Source organism: Gordonia polyisoprenivorans NBRC 16320 = JCM 10675 (assembly GCF_000241325.1).
Classification (GTDB): Bacteria; Actinomycetota; Actinomycetes; order Mycobacteriales; family Mycobacteriaceae; genus Gordonia; species Gordonia polyisoprenivorans.
On the sequence record NZ_BAEI01000068.1, the window covers coordinates 34,087 to 52,830 of the forward strand.

Here is an 18,744-nt window from a genome sequence, read left to right on the forward strand (position 1 = left end):
ACGTCTGACACAGTGAGGTTGGCGCATCGCCCGGATGTGCCGGCTCACGAAGGAATGGCACGAGAGGTGCCGGACCGGGACGGAGGAAACCATGCCAGACATCGCGACCACACCCCCGATCTCCCTGCCACTGACCGCATCGGATCGCTGCGATCGCTGTGGCGCCGCGGCCAAGGTGCGCGCCGTACTCCCCAACGGCGGCGAACTCCTCTTCTGCCGGCACCACTTCAACGAGCACGAGGCTCGCCTCGTGGAAATGCAGGCCACCGTGGACCAGTCGGCCGGCGAGCTCGTCTGACCGACCCAACACCACGAGAGGGCCCGGCGGGAAACGTTTCCCGCCGGGCCCTCTCGTCGTCAGTGGGCGCTCAGCGCCATTCACGCAGGGCGGCGATCCGCTCGCGCAGTTGATCCGCCGAGGCCATCGCGGTCGGTGGGCCACCGAGTTTGCTCCGCAGTTCGCTGTGCACGACCCCGTGCGGTTTCCCGGTGCGATGGTGGTGCATAGCGACGAGCGTGTTCAGTTCCTTGCGCAAGGCGTGCAGATTCTCGCCGACGGGCTTGACCGCGTCGGCGGCCGGGGTGGTGACCGGGGCGGCCGAACGCGTCTGGACCTGGTCGGCCTGCCGCTGACGCAGGAGTGCGCGCACCTGATCGGCGTCGAGCAGGCCGGGTAGACCCAGGTAGTCCGACTCCTCGTCGCTGCCGGAGAACGTCGCCGTGCCGAATGAGGAGCCGTCGAAGATCACCTGATCGAGTTCGGCGTCGGCGTGTAGGGATTGGAAACCCTTCTCCTCCTCGCCCGGCTCGTCCTTCTGCTTGTTGGCGTCGGTCAGCAGGGCGTCGTCGAGGCCGTCGCTGTCCCGATGCGGCTTGCCGAGCACGTGATCGCGCTCGGCCTCCATCTGGCTGGCGAGGTTCAGCAACACCGGCACCGACGGCAGGAACACGCTCGCCGTCTCACCCGGTCGGCGCGACCGGACGAATCGGCCGATGGCCTGCGCGAAGAACAACGGCGTCGACGAACTCGTCGCATAGACGCCGACGGCCAGCCGCGGAACGTCGACACCTTCGGAGACCATGCGGACCGCCACCATCCACTCGTCGTCGGACTCGGCGAATTCCGCGATCCGCGACGATGCCTTCGGATCGTCGGAGAGCACGACCGACGGCATCCTTCCGGTGATCGCCTGCAACAGTTCGGCGTAGTCACGGGCGACGGTCTGATCGGTGGCGATGACAAGGCCACCCGCATCGGGCATACCGCCGGCCCGGATCTGTCCCAGCCGGGTGTGGGCGGCCTGCAGCACCGACGGAATCCAGTCCCCGTGCGGGTCCAGGGCGGTCCGCCACGCGCGTGCGGTGTGCTCGGCCGACAGCGGCTCACCCAACCGTGCGGTGAACTCCTCGCCCGCGCTCGTGCGCCAACTCGCCTGACCCGAATAGGCCAGGAACACCACCGGTCGCACGACGCCGTCGGCGAGGGCGTCGGAGTATCCGTAGGTGTGGTCGGCGCGGGAGCGCAGCACCCCACCCTCTTCGGGTTCGTAGGTGACGAACGGGATCGGCGAGTCGTCGGATCGGAACGGCGTACCGGTCAGGGCGAGTCGGCGCTCGGCGTCGTCGAAGGCCTCACGGATCGCCTCACCCCACGACTTCGCGTCGCCGCCGTGGTGGATCTCGTCGAGGATCACCAGTGTGCGCCGGTTCTCGGTGCGCACCCGGTGCCGGGACGGGTGCGCGGCGACCTGCGCATAGGTCAGCGCGACGCCGTGATAGTCGGAGCTGGTCTGACCGGTCGCGTTGCGGAACCGGGAGTCCAGCAAGATGCCCACGCGAGCGGCGGCCTGGGCCCACTGATGCTTGAGGTGCTCGGTCGGCGTCACCACGGTGATCTGCTCCACCGTCCGGTCGTCGAGGAGTTCCCGCGCCACGCGCAGACCGAAGGTGGTCTTACCCGCACCGGGGGTCGCGACCGCCAGGAAGTCCTTCGGCCCCCGCGCGAGGTATCGGGTCAGCGCACGCCGCTGCCAGGCGCGGAGCGGGGGGCCCGAAATGGTGGCGGCGGCAAGGTCTTCGGCAGCGGTCACTGGCAGCTGACTCCGGGGGTCGGTGGACGGGGAATCCGTCGGTGTTCCCGGTCGAACCCGGGCGACACAGTATGCCGGGCGATCGGCCGGCACACCTCACGGACGGGCCAATGCTACCGAGCGGTTCCGACACCCGCGTGGGCGACACGGTGTGGGACACAACGTGCCGTCGAGGCGTCGGGCACCACGGTGCCGAGGCGCGGGGGCCGTGCAGTCGAGGTGTGCAGGAAACGCCGAGGACTCCGCGTGCGACACGCGCATTGGGCACGTCGCGGCCATGGTGGCGCACATCACCTTCGCCGATCGTGGATGCTGTAACCATCAGCACCCGACGACGCAACCCCGCTCCGATGACTCCCGACGACGTCACGTCGTCGGGCGCACGTCGTGGCCCGGTCCCCGAGGCGGCCGGACGCCCGGGTGCCGATCCGCCGCCGGGTGCTCTGCTCCCCCGACCCCCTCGCGCACCGCACCCCGACCGCGGTGAGATCCCGACCGCACCGCTGCACTCGGCGCGCCGCCCGGCACCGTCGTCGGTCGAACTCGACGCACCCGACCCCAACCACCGGGCGCTCGCCGACCCGGGGCAGCCCGAGACGGCCCACCCCGGCTCACCCCCACCTGGCGCCGACCCGCGGACGGACAAGGAACTCGGGCGCGACGACCCGACGGTCGAACCGCCCGAGACCCCGCGGCGTCCGGTGGTACGCAACGTCCCGATCCTGATCTGGCGGACGATCGTGAAGTCCTGGGATGACGGGATCGTGGGCTGGGCCGCGCAGGCCGCGTTCTGGCAGGCGCTGTCGCTGCCTCCCCTGCTCCTCGGACTGCTCGGCAGCGTCGGCTATCTCTCGGGCTGGTTCGGTCCCGACACCGTCGACGTGATCTCCGATCGCATCCTGGCGTTCGCGAACCGCACCTTCTCACCCAATGTGGTCAACGACCTGATCAAGCCGACCGTCGACAACGTCCTGGGCCGCGGACGTGTCGGTGTCATCTCGGTCGGCTTCATCCTGTCGTTGTGGGCGGGGTCATCGGCGGTGTCGTGCTTCGTCGCCTCGATCGTGCGTGCCCACGACCAACACGAGGTCCGAAATCCGGTGTGGCAGAGGATCTTCGCGCTGCTGCTCTACCTCGGGTTTCTCACCGTCGCGGTCCCGCTGCTCCCCCTGGTCGCGCTCGGCCCCAACTATCTCCGAGAGATCGTGCCGGAATCCTGGGACCCGATCGTCACCAACGCGATCGATTTCGGGTACTTCCCGTTCGTGGCGTTGCTGCTCATGCTGGTGCTGACCACGCTCTATCATCTGGCGCTGCCCAACCCACTGCCCTGGCATCGCCTGGTGGGAGGCGCGATCGTCGCGGGAATCGTCTTCTGGGTGGCCAGCTACTTCCTGCGGCTCTATCTGGCCGCGATCACGCGGGCGGGCTACACCTATGGCGCGCTGGCCACCCCGATCGCGTTCCTGCTCTTCACGTTCTTCCTCGGGTTCGCGATCGTGGTCGGCGCCGAGTTCAACGCCGCGGTGCAGTCCCTGTGGCCTGCGCGGCCCGCGGTGACCGCGCAGGTCCGGGACTGGGTCCACCACCAGACCGCAGAGGTCACCGGACAGCTCAAGACGCTGCCCGAGCGCCTGTCGACCGGTCCGATCAGCCGACGAAACCGGCCGAGTGGGCATTCACCCGACGATTCGTGACGACCACGATTCCCGATCGCCGGCGATCAGGCACTCATTCCTTACGCATCCGCTTATAGATCTTCTTGCACTTCGGGCACACCGGCGAGCCCGGCTTGGCCGATCGGGTCACCGGAAAGGTCTCCCCGCAGAGGGCCACGACATGAGTACCCATGACCGCGCTCTCGGCGATCTTGTCCTTCTTGACGTAATGGAAGAACTTGGGCCGGTCGTCGTCACCGCGATCGGTGGCGTCGGCGTCGGGACGTTCGTCGGTGGTGGTGTCGGTCCGCACATCGGTGTCGATGCGTTCGTCGATGTCGGGCCGCTCAATGGTTTCGGTGGGCATGCCCACCATTGTGCGCCACCCGGGCTGGACCGGGTCACCCCTGCCGAACCCAAGGCACTCGAGAACGCAACGGAATCGAATAATCGGACATAACCGACAGTGCGACCGTTCGGGGAAAGTGGGACAGTGGAGTCATGGGTGAGCGGGACGACAACGGCGAGCGGTCCGGGACGGATCGATCGAAGGCAGATGCATTCCTCATCACCGGCGCCCCGACACCGTACGACGAGCAGCATCGCGCCCGTGTCCGCAAATACCTGACACTGATGGCGTTCCGTGTCCCGGCCCTGATCATCGCGGGCATCGTGTACTCGTCGACCGGTTCGGGCTGGTGGGCGCTGGCCATCATCGCCGCATCGATCCCGCTGCCGTGGGTGGCGGTGCTGATCGCCAACGATCGGCCTCCGCGCAAGCGCGGCGAGGTTCCGCACTACCTGTACGGGTCCGATCACACCGTCGTCGGCCCGGCTCCGCTCGGAACCACTGCCCGAACGATCGATTCGACGTCCTCGGAGACACCGCCAGGGGCCTGACCGTGTTCCGCGGATTCACCGATCTCAGCAACTTCTCAGAACCACCGACGGTGAGGTGCGTATATCAGCAGGTCAGCATGGTGACCGAAAGGTAAGGAACTCCGGCGTCGGGAACTATCGGCGTCGGTGCGGCGTTGGACCATCTGAATGCACTCAAGTCAGGAGGCCGGAATGTCACGCTCCACCGTTGCTCGCTCCACCACCCCTACCACCGATTTCTCCGCCGAGCCCACCACCTCCACTCGTCCTGCCATGACAGAGCAGGATCTCGACGCCCAATCGCCCGCCGCCGACCTCGTCCGGGTCTATCTCAACGGCATCGGCCGCACCGCGCTGCTCAACGCCGAACAGGAGGTCGAGCTCGCCAAGCAGATCGAGGCGGGCCTCTACGCCAAGCACGTCCTGGCCACCCGTAAGCGTTTGAGTGCCGCCAAGAAGCGCGACCTCAACACCGTGGTCCGTGAGGGCGAGGCAGCGCGTGCGCATCTCCTCGAGGCCAACCTGCGTCTGGTGGTCTCGCTGGCCAAGCGCTACACCGGTCGCGGTATGCCGTTGCTCGACCTCATCCAGGAGGGCAACCTCGGCCTGATCCGCGCCATGGAGAAGTTCGACTACGCCAAGGGATTCAAGTTCTCGACGTATGCCACCTGGTGGATTCGTCAGGCCATCACCCGCGGTATGGCCGATCAGAGCCGCACCATCCGGCTGCCCGTCCATCTCGTGGAGCAGGTCAACAAGATCGCCCGCATCAAGCGCGAGTTGCATCAGCAGCTCGGCCGCGAGGCGACCGACGACGAGCTGGCCAACGAGTCGGGCATTCCCGCCGAGAAGATCGCCGATCTCCTCGACCACAGCCGCGATCCGGTGAGTCTGGACATGCCGGTCGGCAGCGACGAAGAGGCCCCGCTGGGCGACTTCATCGAGGATGCCGAGGCAACCTCGGCCGAGAACGCAGTCATCGCGGGTCTGCTGCACTCGGACGTGCGCGCCGTTCTCGCCACCCTCGACGAGCGTGAACAGCAGGTCATCCGCATGCGCTACGGCCTCGACGACGGTCAACCGCGCACGCTCGACCAGATCGGCCGGATGTTCGGACTCTCCCGTGAGCGTGTTCGGCAGATCGAGCGCGAGGTGATGGGCAAGCTGCGTCAGGGCGATCGCGCCGAACGCCTGCGCGCCTACGCCAGCTGACTCGCGGCCGCCCCGGTCAACACATTCCGGTCTGGCTGAGCCGGCCTAGCTGAGCCTCCTCGGTCCGGTGTCCCTCCTCGAGGGCACCGGACCGATGCGTATCCGGGCATTGAGAATCGCAGCGCCGTCGGGCGAGACCAGGATCGGATCACAGGTGACTTCCCGGATCTCCGGGATGTCCTCGACGAGGGTCGAGATGCGTTGCAGGATGTCGACGAGAGCGGCCTTGTCGGCGGGGCGCTCACCGCGGAATCCGTCGAGCAGCGGCGCCGAGCGAGGCGCATCGATGAGATCGGCGGCGTCCCGATCCGACAGTGGCACCGCGCGGTACGCACGATCGCCGAGAAGTTCAAAGGTGCTGCCGGACAAGCCGAATGAGATCAGCGGCCCGAATGACGGGTCATCACGCATGGTGATGACGGTCCCCACCCCCTTGGGCGCCATCTTCTGCACGTGTAGGACGCCGTCGCCGGTCAGTTCGGTCAGCTCGGCGAACGCCGTCACCACCGCGGTGGGATCGGGGAGATCCAGCCGCGCACCCTCGCGGTCGAGACGGCCCCGCCAGCCCGGCGAGGTGGCCTTGACCGCCACCGGAAAACCCAGCTCGCGGGCGGCGGCACTGGCCTCGTGCATCGTACGTACCTCGCGGAACGCCACGACATCGATGCCGTACCAGGTCAGCAGCCGGGCCGCGGCAACCTCGTTCAGCAGCCGACCGGTCGGTTCGGTATCGGGGGTGTTCTCGTCCGGTGTGGTGCGCTCCCCGTCGGTGGCCTCGAGGCCCGCCATCTCCTCCCGGACGAACATGCGGGCGGCTTCGGGATCGACGTCGGCAGGCCGGATGACGGTCGGCTCGGGCCGGGCGCGCCAGCGCGCGTACTGCCACGCGTTGGCCAGCGCGGACGCCGCGCGTTCGGGGCTGCCGTAGGACGGTATCGATCCCCGCTCCGGCAGGCCGTTCGGGCCGGGACGCATGAGTCCGGGCGGGATGCCCTCGACCGCCAGGAACGTCGTCACGATGGGCTTGGCCGCATCGGCGTCCGGGGTGTTGGCCGCGGCCATCAGCGCGCGGGCGTGCCAGTCGGCGTCGACCGCCACCGGCGGCACGAACACCACGATGATCGCGTCGACCTGGTCGTCGGCCATCGCCGCGGCCACTGCCGACTCGAACTCCTCCTCCGACGCGCCGGCCCCGATGTCGACGGTGCCGATCACGTCCAGACCACCGTTGCGGGCGGTGTCGGCGGCGAGGCTGCCGAGTACCGACGAGTTGCCGATGATCCGGGTGCGCGGCCCGCGCGGCAGCGGCTGATAGGCGAATATCGTTGCGCAGTCGAACAATTCCGGGATGGTGTCGACCTGGATCACGCCGGCCTGCTCGAGCACCATCTGCGCGATGCGGTCGTCGAGGGTGGCCGCGGCCGATCGGGCGGCACGCACCGCGGTCAGCGCCCCCTTGCCGGACTTGACCGCCACGATGGGTTTGGTCCGCGAGACGCGACGCGCGATGCGCGAGAACTTCCGCGGGTTACCGAAGCTCTCCAGATAGAGCAGCACCACATCGGTCGCGGTGTCGGTGTCCCAGTACTGCAGCAGGTCGTTGCCGGAGACGTCGGCGCGGTTACCTGCCGAGACGAAGGTCGACAGACCGATCTGGCGCCGCGCGGCGGTGTCGAGGATGGCGATGCCCAGCGCACCGGACTGGCAGAAGAAGCCGACCCGCCCGGCGGCGGGGATACGCGGTGCCAATGTCGCGTTGAGTGCGACCTGTGGGTCGTTGTTGGCGACGCCGAGGGCGTTGGGCCCGACCAGACGCATGCCGTGTTCGCGCACCTGCTCGAGCAGGCGCCGCTCACTGGCCAGGCCCGCCTCACCGGCCTCACCGAACCCCGACGACACGATGACCAGGGTGCGCACGCCCTTGACGAGGCAGTCGTCGAGGACGTCGTCGACGACTGCTGCGGGTACGGCCACGACCGCGAGGTCCACGGGATCCGGGATGTCGCGCACCGTCTCGTAAGCACGGATACCCCGCACCGACGGTGGCCGCTGCCGGTCACGCAGACGCGGATTGCCATGCGCCACCGGATGTCCCACCACGTGGTGGCCGGCCGCGCCATCGGCGTGCGCCTGCTCGTCGGTGTCGTCACCGTGGTGTCCGGGCCCGTTGACCGGGAACACCGGTCCGGCGAATCCGCCGGCGATGATGTTGGCCAACAGGGCGTTGCCGACCTTCTTCGGATCGGTGGATGCACCGATCACCGCCACCGACATGGGTCGCAGCAGATTGGCGACGCTACGCGCCTCGGACGCACGTTCGCGGGCGTTGCGCACCGACAGCAACGCCTCGGTCGGGTCGATGGTGAACTCGACGTGAACCGTCGCGCCGTCGAAGGCGCGCGAGATCTGGTATCCGGCATCCCGGAACACCGCGACCATGTTCGGGTTCTCGCTGAGCACCTCCGCCTCGAATCGGGTGAAGCCGTTCTCCGCGGCGGCGCCGGCGAGGTGTTCGAGAAGGATCGGCCCCAGTCCGCGTCCCTGATGTGCGTCGGCGACGACGAAGGCGACCTCGGCCGATTCGGGTTTGCCGTCGGCGGCGAGGCCCTCGTAGATGCCGATCGCGATGAACTCACCACCGAGCACGGCGACCAGCGCCACCCGCTGCTGGTGATCGACCGTGGTCATCCGAACCACCTCGCGCGGCGGCAGCGTCGGGGTGGGGCCGAAGTACCGCATGTAGCGGGTGCGTTCGCTCAGCCCGGCATGAAACCGGACAACGCGATCGGCGTCGTCGGGGACGATCGGCCGGAGATGCACCACGCCACCGTCGGAGGCCAGGACGTCGGCGATCCAGTGCCGCGGGTAATCCCAGGGCCCGCGCGGGACCGGCCCCTCCACCGTGCGCGCTCCCGCGGTGGTGTCGGCGTCGACGTCCGACTGCCCTGCGTCGTCCGAGGTGGGTTGCTCAGTCACGCGGATCCTCCGGGTCGAGTCCGTGCAGCGGGAAGACCGCCTTGCGGGTGGCCATGATGGCGCGATCGGTCTGTCGCAGCGCCGACTCGTCGATACCGGGCGGTGCTTCCTGACCGGTGTCGCCGTCCCAGGCGACATAGCCGACGTCGCCGTCGTCGCTCATCGTGCCCACCGGTGCCGCCGAATACTCCGAGTAGATCGTGCCCGCGACCTCGGTCGCGGTCTCACACCATTGCTCACCGATGGTGGTCTCGACGGGGATGTCGCGGTCGAGGACCACGCCGAGCAGGTGCGTCCAACTGCGCGGTACGACGTTGACCACGCCGTAGCCCCCGCCACCGACCGCGATCCACCGTCCCTCACAGTACTTTTCGGCGAGGTCACGCATGGCGATCATCGCCGCGCGTTGTCCGTCGACGGTCAGTGCCAGATCGGTCAGCGGGTCGGCGCGGTGACTGTCCGCACCGCACTGGCTGATCAGGATCTGTGGTGCGAACTCGGCGATCATCGATGGCACCACCGCATGAAACCCTCTCAGCCACAACCGGTCCGGGGTGTTCGGCATGAACGGCAGATTCACCGCGGTGCCGTGTGCATCCTCCTCACCGATCTCGGTCGGCCAACCGGTGCCGGGCCACAGGGTGGCCGGATGCTGGTGCAGCGAGATGGTCATGACACGCGGGTCGGCGACGAACTCGGCCTGCACCCCGTCACCGTGGTGGGCGTCGATGTCGATGTAGGCGATGCGGTCGTAGCCGTGGTCGAGCAACCACCGGATGGCGACCGAACAGTCGTTGTAGATACAGAACCCCGCGGCCCGCGATCGCATGGCATGGTGCATGCCGCCGCCGATGTTGACCGCCCGGCGCACCGATCCCGATGCGACGGCCTGCGCGGCGGCGAGCGTCCCACCGACGAGCAGCCGAGCGGCTTCGTGCATCCCGTCGAAGACGGGATTGTCGGCGTCACCGAGTCCGAACAGCCGCGCCAGCAACGGCCCGGACAACGACGCGGTGCCCGATCCGACGGCCCGCACGGCATCGATGTAGTCGCGGGAGTGCACCGGGATCAGCGCGTCGTCGTCGATCTGCAACGGGTCGGCGAGGTCGACGTCGTCGAGTACCCCGAGACTGCGCGCCAACGACATCGTCAACGCCAGACGCACGGGGTTCATCGGGTGGGAGTGCGCCCACCGGTAGGACAGGAAGTCCTCACTCCAGATCACCGCTGCACTCATCGAGGACTCCACTGACTCGGCACGGATTTCAGGCTAGTGGGTCCGACGCCCGCCCGGTGCGGATCGGCACGGGGGCGACGACGCTCACACCGACGACACTCACCGAGGAGCCGACGACGCCACGCGGGTGTTCCGGGGCGCTCGACGACTTCGCCGATGCCGGTGCTGGTCAAGGTACCCTTGGTGACGACGAAGGGACTGCGGACAGTGAACGATCTGGTTGACACCACCGAGATGTACCTGCGGACGATCTACGACCTCGAAGAAGAGGGGATCGTCCCACTGCGTGCTCGTATCGCCGAGCGTCTCGATCAGAGCGGACCGACGGTGTCACAGACGGTGGCGCGCATGGAACGCGACGGGCTGTTGCGGGTCGCGGGGGACCGCCACCTCGAACTCACCGACAAGGGCCGCGGTCTCGCGATCGCCGTCATGCGTAAGCACCGGCTGGCCGAACGACTGCTCGTCGATGTCATCGGGATGCCCTGGGACCAGGTGCACGACGAGGCCTGCCGCTGGGAGCACGTGATGAGCGAGAACGTCGAACGACGTCTGCTGGCGGTGCTCGACAACCCCACCACCTCGCCCTACGGAAACCCGATTCCCGGCCTCGAGGCGCTCGGCGCCGAGGCCGCGACCCCCATCGACACCGCGACCCGGCTCTCCGATCTCCCGCAGGGCGACCCGGTCGCGGTGATCGTTCGCCGCGTCGCCGAGCACGCCCAGTCCGATCGCGAGTTGATCTCCGATCTCCGTGAGGCCGGGGTCGTCCCCAACGCCCGGGTGACGGTGACCTGTACCCCGCAGCGCGTCGAGGTCGACACCCCGGGTCACGAGGGTCTGGTCCTCTCCGCGGAGATGGCGCACTCGATCTTCGTCGAGAAGGTCTAGCCGACCGGTTCTGACCGGCCGGCGACGCGCACCACCACGCTGCGCGGGCGACACTGGCTGGGCCACGGTTCGGCGACACGGCCGGTCAGCCGACGGCACGCAGTGTTGCTCGGGGGATCACCACCCCGAGATCGGTGGCGATGCCATAGGACTCGTCGATCATCTCCCAGAGCAGTGAGGGTGTCGCGCCGCCGCGCAACGCCTGGTCGAGCAGGGTCGCCAGTTTCCACCCGGGGTCGGCGGCCAACGCGCAGTCGAGCGCGACACCCGCGAACGCCCCTTCCCCGCCGATGTAATGCAGGTGTGCGAGAAGTGTTGCGGCACTGGCACGTCCGGTACCTCGCAATCGGCGCGTGAGGGTGCGCCACAGGTTTTCCGCATCTGATCTCAGGTCGGTGACCGCGCAGGCGAGTGCGGCGTCACGCACCGGGACTGTGGTGATCGCGCGGTGCAGCACCGTCATGGTCGCGCAGTCGGGCACGCCCGGCGCCTGCATCGCATGAAGAACGGCGCGCAACAACTCGGCGTTTCGCCCATCTCGGGATTTCCTGCCCATTGCTGCCGGACGGTTCGACAGATCGTCCTGCACCGGCGCCAACCGTAATTCGGTTCGCGTCGAGACCCGCTGTCCCCCATCGAACTCGGCGCCGCTCGGAAAGTCACCGGATGGGGAGTCACAGTGCGTGGAGTCACAGTGCGGCAGCGGGGTGAGCATCGCGGCCATCTCCGATCGATCGCCCAATATCCGTCGACCTGTCGACACCGCCTCGGCGACGGCGGTCGGCGAGGTGTAGGGATCGGCCATGGTTCCACTGGCCGGTCGGCCGCCCACCCCGGCTGCTGTCGGACCGGCGCAGCGTCTCCAGATCAGTTGCCAGGGCGCATGCCGCTCGAAGGCGGTGACGACGAAACCCTGTGCGAGACCACCGGAATCGGCGAGGCAGTCGTCGGCCAGGGAGAACACCTGACGGTAGCGGTCATCGTGGGGCGAATATCGGTCGTCGGCGATCACCGCGAGCACCGGTCCCCCGCCGTGTCGGCGGACGATGTGTCCGAAACTCTCGGCGACGACGAGCAGTTCGTCGGTGGCGCGCCCGTCCGACGTCAGCGACAGGTCGTAGCGCATGGCAACCCGCACACTGTTCGGGGACTGGAGAACGACGACGATCAGCGAGCGGCTCGGGATGAATCCGAGGAGCGCGGGGACCGCACTGAGCAAGGTGGTCGCATCGATGGGTGAGGGCGGTATCTGTGGCGTCATGCGCTGATCGTGGTCGTCGGCGCCGTCCGGTCCCCGTCGGTCGAGACCGCTACGGACCGGTGATCCCCCGATCGCCGCTCGTCCACAACCGTCGGCACGCACCGAGGTCAGAAGGCAGCAGCCACCGCTTTGGTGAACAGCGCGTCGAGACTCCGGGCGGCCGACGGGTCGATGGCGCCGTCACCGGCCCATCGGTACTGCGCGTACACGCGGACGTCATCGCGTTGTCCGAGCAGCGTCAGACTGCTCGTGGCGGCGGAATGGGAGAGGTCACCGGTGAACACGGTGCGCTGCAAGGCGGCGGTGTCGACCCCGGTCGGTGCCGGCGGAGCCGGCTGAATCCGGGTCGCCATGATGCTGCCGGCCCGCTGCCCACCGGTACGGGTCTCCGGGCACCGACCGGCTTGGGCGAGTAGTGCGGCGAGCCCGTCGTGCACGCGGGCGATCGCGGAGGTGTACGACGTCGATCCCGAGGCCACGATCACCGAGGTGACGACGGCACCGGCGGCCGATGGAGGCGGGGGTGCGCAATCGACCGGATAGGCCACCGCCGGATCGTTACCGCTCACTCCGGCCAGGGCGAACGGCACCGCCGTCTCGGGGACCCGAGTCGCACCCGGAACCGGGAAGTCGGCAGGGAGCACCGCACGATCGGAGAGGTCCGCGGCCGAGTTGCCCACCGCCTGACCATCCGTCGTACAACCGGCGAAGAGCAGGGCCGCACAGACTGACATACCCGTAAGTCGGGGCAGAACACCGACCACAGCGACATGCCGGCGCCGTGACGAACGGCACGCTCGGCGATGAAGTGTCATGGGTTCCCGCGATGGGTCGTCATGGGAATCGTCATCATGGGAATCACTGTGCCACTCGTCGACCGGAGCACAGCGCACACACGGCGGGAATCGCCGCCCGGCGACAATGGTTGTAGTGGCGGAGACGGTGCGAGAACCGTCTGCGATACGGCGCCGAGCTGCGGAATTGGTCTGCAGCGGCGCAGATGCGAGACAATGGTGGTTCACGCCCACGCTCACCTGGGGCGACGGGCCACATCGAGGAGGATTGACATGGACGAGCGGACCGCCGACGACGGCTCGCGCGACGATGCCTCGCGCGGTGACGGCTCGCTGTACGAGCTGGCCTTTCCCGCGCCCGCCATGGGACGCCACGACACGGGTCCGGTGCTGATCCACGCTCTCGACGGCTTCGCCGACGCGGGCCATGCGGTGGCGCTGGCCGCAGCTCATCTGCGCAACAGTCTGGAGTCCGATCTGGTCGCGACCTTCGACACCGATGAGCTGATGGACTACCGCTCCCGCCGTCCGATGGTCGACTTCAGCGGAGAGACCTTCACCGGTGTGGCGATGCCGACGCTGACCCTGCATGCTGTCCGCGACGCGAACGATCGACCGTTCTTGCTGCTGTCCGGCTCGGAGCCGGACCTGCGGTGGGAGAAGTTCACCGAGGCCGTGCGGCGCTTGGCCGACCGTTTCGGAGTCACCGACGTCGTCGGGCTCAATGCCATCCCGATGGCCGTTCCACACACCCGACCGGCATCGATCACCGCCCACGGCAGCGATCCCGACATCCTCGGCGACCTGCCACGATGGGGTACCGCGATGAAACTGCCGGCCAGCGCCTCGATGCTGCTCGAACTGCGGCTGGGACAGGGTGGACGTCGCGCCTCGGGGCTATCGGTGCACGTGCCGCATTATCTGTCGCAGACCGACTACCCCGCTGCCGCATCCCGACTGCTGACGGCAGTGACGGCGATCACCGGCCTCGACCTGCCCGTCGCCGCCCTCGACACCGCGGCCGAGCGGGTCCGCGAACAAGTCGACACAGAGGTCTCGGGCAACGCCGAGATCGAGACGGTGGTGACGGCGCTCGAGCAGCAATACGACGCATTCCAGCAGGCACAGACCGAGCGGGCGTCGCTGCTGGCCACCGAGGAATCCCTGCCGAGCGGCGACGAACTCGGTGCCGAACTCGAACGCTTCCTCGCAGACCTGCATCAGGGTGACGGCAATCCCGGCAGTGGTGATCAGCCGGGAAGTGGCGATGATCCCGACGACGGCACCGGTGGTCGGCCATTTCCGATCTGAGCCGACCCGACCCGGGCGACGCCGCCCGGGTCGCCGACCCGGATGTGCGCTCTCCCACCCCGCTGACCCCTGCCCCGCCGCTGACCCCGACCGCCGACGAGGACGCCGCGTTCGAGGAGTTCACCGAGTGGTGGGCGGGCCGTGGCATCGCGTTCTACCCGCATCAGGAGGACGCGCTCCTCGAGCTGGTGTCGGGGAACAACGTCATCCTCGCCACGCCGACCGGGTCGGGCAAGTCGTTGGTGGCCTCCGGGGCAATCCATTTCGCTCGCTGTCGTGGCCGGCGTGCCTTCTACACCGCCCCGATCAAGGCGCTGGTGAGCGAGAAGTTCTTCGACCTGTGTGAGCAGTTCGGCGCCGAGCACGTCGGGTTGCTGACCGGCGACGCCGCGGTCAACGCCGACGCCCCCATCATCTGCGCGACCGCCGAGATCGTCGCCAACCTCGCGCTGCGCGACGGCCCCGACAGCGACATCGGGGTGCTCGTCGCCGACGAGTTCCACTTCTACGGCGAACGCGACCGGGGGTGGGCTTGGCAGGTACCGCTGATCGAGCTCCCCCACACGCAGTTCCTGCTGATGTCGGCGACGCTGGGCGATGTCACCTTCTTCGTCGACGATCTGCGCCGCCGCACGGGCCGGGACACCGTCGCCATCACCGGGACACAACGCCCGGTACCGCTGGAGTACGCGTATGCGATGACGCCGATCCACGAGACCATCGAGGACCTCATCGATCGCGGACGGTCGCCGATCTACGTCGTGCACTTCACCCAGGCCGCGGCGGTCGAGCGCGCGCAGGCACTGTTGTCGGCGCGGATCTGTGACAAAGCCGAGCGCGCCGAGATCGCGGACGCCATCGGCGATTTCCGGTTCTCCACCGGATTCGGCTCCACCTTGTCGAAGCTGCTGCGGGCCGGGATCGGGGTACATCACGCGGGCATGCTGCCCAGATACCGGCGCCTCGTCGAACGTCTGGCCCAGCGTGGTCTGCTCAAGGTCGTCGCGGGCACCGACACGCTCGGGGTCGGGATCAATGTCCCGATCCGGACCGTGTTGTTCGCCGGACTCAGCAAATACGACGGCACCCGGGTGCGGCGATTGCGGGCCAGGGAATTCCACCAGATCGCCGGACGTGCCGGTCGCGCCGGATTCGACACGATCGGTTACGTCGTCGCCCAGGCACCCGAACACGACGTGGAGAACGCGCGAGCGGTCAGCAAGGCCGGTGACGACCCGAAGAAGCTCCGCAAGATCGTCCGCAAGAAGCCCCCGGAGGGATTCGTCTCCTGGGGCGAGAAAACCTTCCTGCAACTCGCCGAGGCCCCCGACGAGCCGCTGCGTTCGCACTTGCAGATGACCACCGCGATGCTCATGGAGGTCCTCGGCCGGCCCGGCGACTGTTTCGCGGCCACCCGGCACCTCCTCGAGGACAACCACGAGCCCCGCGATCGACAACTGCGTCATATCCGGCACACCATCGCCCTCTACCGCGATCTGCGCAACGCCGGCATCGTCGTCCAGCTCGACCGGCCGGACGCCGAGGGCAGACACGTGGCGCTGTCGGTGGACATGCCGGAGAACTTCGCGCTGACCAATCCGTTGTCGGCGTTCGCGCTCGCCGCGTTCGAACTCCTCGACCCGGACTCGTCGACGTACGCCCTCGACGTGGTGTCGATCCTCGAGTCGACGCTCGAGGATCCGCGGCCGTTGTTGCTCGCGCAGCGCAAGGTCGCCCGCGACGCCGCGATCGCGGAGATGAAGGCCGACGGCATCGAATACGAGGAGCGGATGTCGCGGCTGGAGGAGATCAGCTGGCCCCGGCCCCTCGCCGAGGAGATCTCCTATGCCTTCGACGTCTACCGCCGGGGCCATCCGTGGGTGTCGTCGTTCCCCCCGAAACCGAAGTCGGTCCTGCGCGAGATGCTCGAGCAGGCGATGACCTTCACCGAGCTGATCTCCGCTTATGGCCTCGCCCGCAGCGAGGGCATCGTGCTGCGGTACCTCTCGGACTGTTATCGAGCTCTGCGACAAGGACTTCCGCTCGCCGTGGCGACCGAGGAGATCGAGGACATCACCGACCGCGTCGGCGCGATGATCCGCGACGTGGACTCCAGCCTGCTCGACGAATGGGAAGAACTCGCCCACGCCGTGGCGACGAACCGGGCCTGATCGCCGGCGCGGTCAGACCGGGATCGCCGGCGTGGCGACCCGTACCGGCGCGATCTCCTCGACCAGTCCGGCAATCACGGCGGCCAGCCGCCGATACGGTTCGTCGCGGCCCGACGACGCCCGATAGACCAACCCGATCCGCCGTCCCGGACGCGGCGCGGTGAATCGCGCGATCGCCAATTCGCCTGCCGCCGTTTCGGAGTCGACCGCGGTCTCGGGGATCAGCGTGACCCCCAGCCCACCTTCGACACATTGCACCGCGGTGGCCAGCGATGCCGCGCGGGTGTGCCCGAGGTCGGGTGAGACCCCGGCCAGTCGACAGACCTCGAGTGCCTGATCGCGCAGACAATGCCCCTCGTCGAGCAGGAGCAGCGGAAGATCGGCGAGGGTGCTCGGATCGACGCGTTTGCGGCCGGCGAGCGGATGGCCGACGGGCAGGGCGAGCACGAAATCCTCGTCGTACATCGGGATTTCGGCAATACCGCCGGCCTCTGCCGGCAGGGCCAGGACAGCCACGTCCAGCGAGCCCTCGCGCAGCGCGGTGAGCAGACGGGCGGTCTGATCCTCGACCACCCGCAGTTCGAGGCCGGGTAACCGGGCCGGCAACCCGCGCAGCATCCGCGGCAGGATGTACGGCGCAACCGTGGGGATCACCCCGAGGCGCACCGCGCCGGAGAGCGGATCGTCGGCACCGGCCGCCGCGGACAAGAAGTCGTCGGCGGCGTCGGTCACCGCGATCGCCTTGGGGAGCAGGGTCTGCCCCTCCGGAGTCAAGAAGACACGCCGTGTGGTGCGCTCGATGAGTTTGCGTCCGAGACCCGCCTCCAGGGCGGCCAGCGCCTGTGACAGCGACGGCTGACTGATCCCCAATTCGGTTGCCGCAGAACCGAAATGATGTTTGCGTGCCAGCGTGACGAAGGCACGCAGGCCGGCCAGCGACGGCTGATAAGTTTTATCGGGCATACCTATCAGTGTAGTGCTAATCATCACGTTTCACTTTCACCGATTCCCGAGCACAATGGTCGGTGCGAAGCATTATCGGTACTGCCGTGCCGATCCGTCCGGATCGCCGGCGCCCGCGCGACTAGAAGGAGAGATTGCACACCATGGCTCTGCTCACGATCGGCGATCAGTTCCCCGCCTACAACCTCACCGCTGTGATCGGCGGCGACCTGTCGAAGGTCGACGCCCAGCAGCCCGACGACTACTTCACCCAGATCTCCAGCGATGATCATCCCGGCAAGTGGCGGATCATCTTCTTCTGGCCCAAGGACTTCACCTTCGTGTGCCCGACCGAGATCGCCGCCTTCGGCAAGCTCAACGACGAGTTCGCCGACCGCGACGCCCAGGTGCTCGGCGCCTCGGTGGACAACGAGTTCGTCCACTTCCAGTGGCGCGCCCAGCACGAGGACCTCAAGACCCTCCCCTTCCCGATGCTGAGCGACCTCAAGCGCGAACTGGCCACCGCGGCAGGTGTTCTCAACGCCGACGGCGTCGCCGACCGCGCCACCTTCATCGTCGACCCGAACAACGAGATCCAGTTCGTCTCGGTCACCGCGGGTTCGGTGGGCCGCAACGTCGACGAGGTGCTCCGCGTCCTCGACGCGCTGCAGTCCGACGAACTGTGCGCCTGCAACTGGCGCAAGGGCGATCCCACCATCAACGCGGGCGAACTGCTGACCGCCAGCGTCTGAGAGGAGCACTCATGAGCATCGACAATCTCAAGGAAGCCCTCCCCGAGTACGCCAAGGACCTCAAGCTCAACCTCGGTTCGATCAGCCGCACCACCGCGCTGAACGAGGAGCAGCTGTGGGGCACCCTGCTCGCGACCGCTGCGGCGACGCGAAATGCCAAGGTGCTGGCCGAGATCGGCGAGGAAGCCGCCGACACGCTGTCCGCGGAGGCCTACAACGCCGCCCTGGGCGCCGCGTCGATCATGGGGATGAACAACGTCTTCTATCGCGGCCGCGGATTCCTCGGCGGCAAGTACGACGACCTGCGTCCCGGTCTGCGGATGAACATCATCGGCAACCCCGGCGTCGACAAGGCCAACTTCGAGTTGTGGTCGTTCGCGGTCAGCTCGATCAACGGCTGCGAGCACTGCGTGGGCGCGCACGAGGCCACCCTGCGTGAGGCGGGCGTCGACCGCGAGGCGATCTTCGAGGCACTCAAGGTCGCCTCGATCGTGGCCGGCGTCGGCCAGGCGATCGCCACCACCGAGGTGCTGAGCGGCGTCTGATCGGCGTGTGACAGCCCCTCTGTGA

16 protein-coding genes are annotated in these 18,744 nt (G+C 68.1%); 9 read left to right on the forward strand and 7 right to left on the reverse strand.

What is annotated here, in order from left to right:
* Positions 1 to 91: 91 nt before the first annotated feature.
* Positions 92 to 298, forward strand: a complete 207-nt coding sequence (locus GOPIP_RS17785; RefSeq protein WP_014359844.1) for a DUF7455 domain-containing protein — start codon at positions 92 to 94, stop codon at positions 296 to 298.
* Between the two features lie 70 nt (positions 299 to 368).
* Here GOPIP_RS17785 and GOPIP_RS17790 read toward each other — a convergent pair whose 3' ends face one another.
* Positions 369 to 2,090, reverse strand: a complete 1,722-nt coding sequence (locus tag GOPIP_RS17790; protein WP_006371148.1) for a DEAD/DEAH box helicase — start codon at positions 2,088 to 2,090, stop codon at positions 369 to 371.
* A gap of 350 nt (positions 2,091 to 2,440) precedes the next feature.
* On the opposite strand from GOPIP_RS17790, the gene GOPIP_RS17795 reads away from it, so the two are divergent.
* Positions 2,441 to 3,787 (forward strand): YihY/virulence factor BrkB family protein, encoded by a 1,347-nt coding sequence (locus GOPIP_RS17795; RefSeq protein WP_006371149.1) that lies wholly within the window; start codon positions 2,441 to 2,443, stop codon positions 3,785 to 3,787.
* A gap of 34 nt (positions 3,788 to 3,821) precedes the next feature.
* Here the strand turns inward: GOPIP_RS17795 and GOPIP_RS17800 are convergent, their stop codons facing one another.
* Positions 3,822 to 4,115: a DUF3039 domain-containing protein gene (locus tag GOPIP_RS17800; protein WP_026920164.1), complete on the reverse strand. Its 294-nt coding sequence runs from the start codon at positions 4,113 to 4,115 to the stop codon at positions 3,822 to 3,824.
* A gap of 134 nt (positions 4,116 to 4,249) precedes the next feature.
* On the opposite strand from GOPIP_RS17800, the gene GOPIP_RS17805 reads away from it, so the two are divergent.
* On the forward strand, positions 4,250 to 4,648 hold the full coding sequence (locus GOPIP_RS17805) for a DUF3099 domain-containing protein (RefSeq protein ID WP_006371151.1): 399 nt from the start codon (positions 4,250 to 4,252) through the stop codon (positions 4,646 to 4,648).
* 252 nt (positions 4,649 to 4,900) lie between these two features.
* Entirely contained in the window at positions 4,901 to 5,839 is a 939-nt protein-coding gene (locus GOPIP_RS17810) for a sigma-70 family RNA polymerase sigma factor (RefSeq protein ID WP_231386991.1), read from the forward strand.
* A gap of 45 nt (positions 5,840 to 5,884) precedes the next feature.
* On the opposite strand, the gene GOPIP_RS17815 is transcribed toward GOPIP_RS17810, so the two are convergent.
* Together GOPIP_RS17815 and GOPIP_RS17820 are read right to left on the reverse strand one after the other, a co-directional pair.
* Positions 5,885 to 8,815 carry a bifunctional acetate--CoA ligase family protein/GNAT family N-acetyltransferase gene (locus GOPIP_RS17815; RefSeq protein ID WP_006371153.1) on the reverse strand — a complete coding sequence of 977 codons (2,931 nt, stop codon included), beginning with the start codon at positions 8,813 to 8,815 and terminating at the stop codon, positions 5,885 to 5,887.
* Positions 8,808 to 10,052, reverse strand: coding sequence for an acetoin utilization protein AcuC (locus tag GOPIP_RS17820; RefSeq protein WP_006371154.1), 1,245 nt, complete (start codon positions 10,050 to 10,052; stop codon positions 8,808 to 8,810). Before GOPIP_RS17820 ends, GOPIP_RS17815 begins: the two co-directional genes overlap by 8 nt.
* A gap of 207 nt (positions 10,053 to 10,259) precedes the next feature.
* Here GOPIP_RS17820 and GOPIP_RS17825 point away from each other — a divergent pair, with 207 nt between their 5' ends.
* A complete protein-coding gene (locus GOPIP_RS17825; protein WP_006371155.1) occupies positions 10,260 to 10,943 on the forward strand; it encodes an iron-dependent transcriptional repressor DtxR in 684 nt (227 codons plus the stop codon).
* An 85-nt stretch (positions 10,944 to 11,028) separates the two neighbouring features.
* Here the strand turns inward: GOPIP_RS17825 and GOPIP_RS17830 are convergent, their stop codons facing one another.
* Together GOPIP_RS17830 and GOPIP_RS17835 are read right to left on the reverse strand one after the other, a co-directional pair.
* A complete protein-coding gene (locus GOPIP_RS17830) occupies positions 11,029 to 12,204 on the reverse strand; it encodes a DUF4192 domain-containing protein (RefSeq protein WP_006371156.1) in 1,176 nt (391 codons plus the stop codon).
* A 107-nt stretch (positions 12,205 to 12,311) separates the two neighbouring features.
* A complete protein-coding gene (locus GOPIP_RS17835) occupies positions 12,312 to 12,884 on the reverse strand; it encodes a hypothetical protein (protein ID WP_006371157.1) in 573 nt (190 codons plus the stop codon).
* Between the two features lie 387 nt (positions 12,885 to 13,271).
* Between GOPIP_RS17835 and GOPIP_RS17840 the strand changes: the two genes are divergently transcribed.
* Complete coding sequence (locus tag GOPIP_RS17840; protein WP_006371158.1) at positions 13,272 to 14,309, forward strand: PAC2 family protein; 1,038 nt, start codon at positions 13,272 to 13,274, stop codon at positions 14,307 to 14,309.
* A 44-nt stretch (positions 14,310 to 14,353) separates the two neighbouring features.
* A complete protein-coding gene (locus tag GOPIP_RS17845) occupies positions 14,354 to 16,480 on the forward strand; it encodes a DEAD/DEAH box helicase (protein WP_006371159.1) in 2,127 nt (708 codons plus the stop codon).
* Between the two features lie 12 nt (positions 16,481 to 16,492).
* Here GOPIP_RS17845 and GOPIP_RS17850 read toward each other — a convergent pair whose 3' ends face one another.
* The gene (locus GOPIP_RS17850) at positions 16,493 to 17,443 is read right to left on the reverse strand and encodes a hydrogen peroxide-inducible genes activator (protein ID WP_006371160.1); all 951 of its coding nucleotides are present in this window, start codon (positions 17,441 to 17,443) and stop codon (positions 16,493 to 16,495) included.
* A gap of 143 nt (positions 17,444 to 17,586) precedes the next feature.
* Between GOPIP_RS17850 and GOPIP_RS17855 the strand changes: the two genes are divergently transcribed.
* Together GOPIP_RS17855 and GOPIP_RS17860 are read left to right on the forward strand one after the other, a co-directional pair.
* A complete protein-coding gene (locus GOPIP_RS17855) occupies positions 17,587 to 18,174 on the forward strand; it encodes a peroxiredoxin (protein ID WP_006371161.1) in 588 nt (195 codons plus the stop codon).
* Positions 18,175 to 18,185: 11 nt separating this feature from the next.
* The gene (locus GOPIP_RS17860) at positions 18,186 to 18,719 is read left to right on the forward strand and encodes an alkyl hydroperoxide reductase (RefSeq protein ID WP_006371162.1); all 534 of its coding nucleotides are present in this window, start codon (positions 18,186 to 18,188) and stop codon (positions 18,717 to 18,719) included.
* The last annotated feature ends 25 nt before the right edge of the window (positions 18,720 to 18,744 follow it).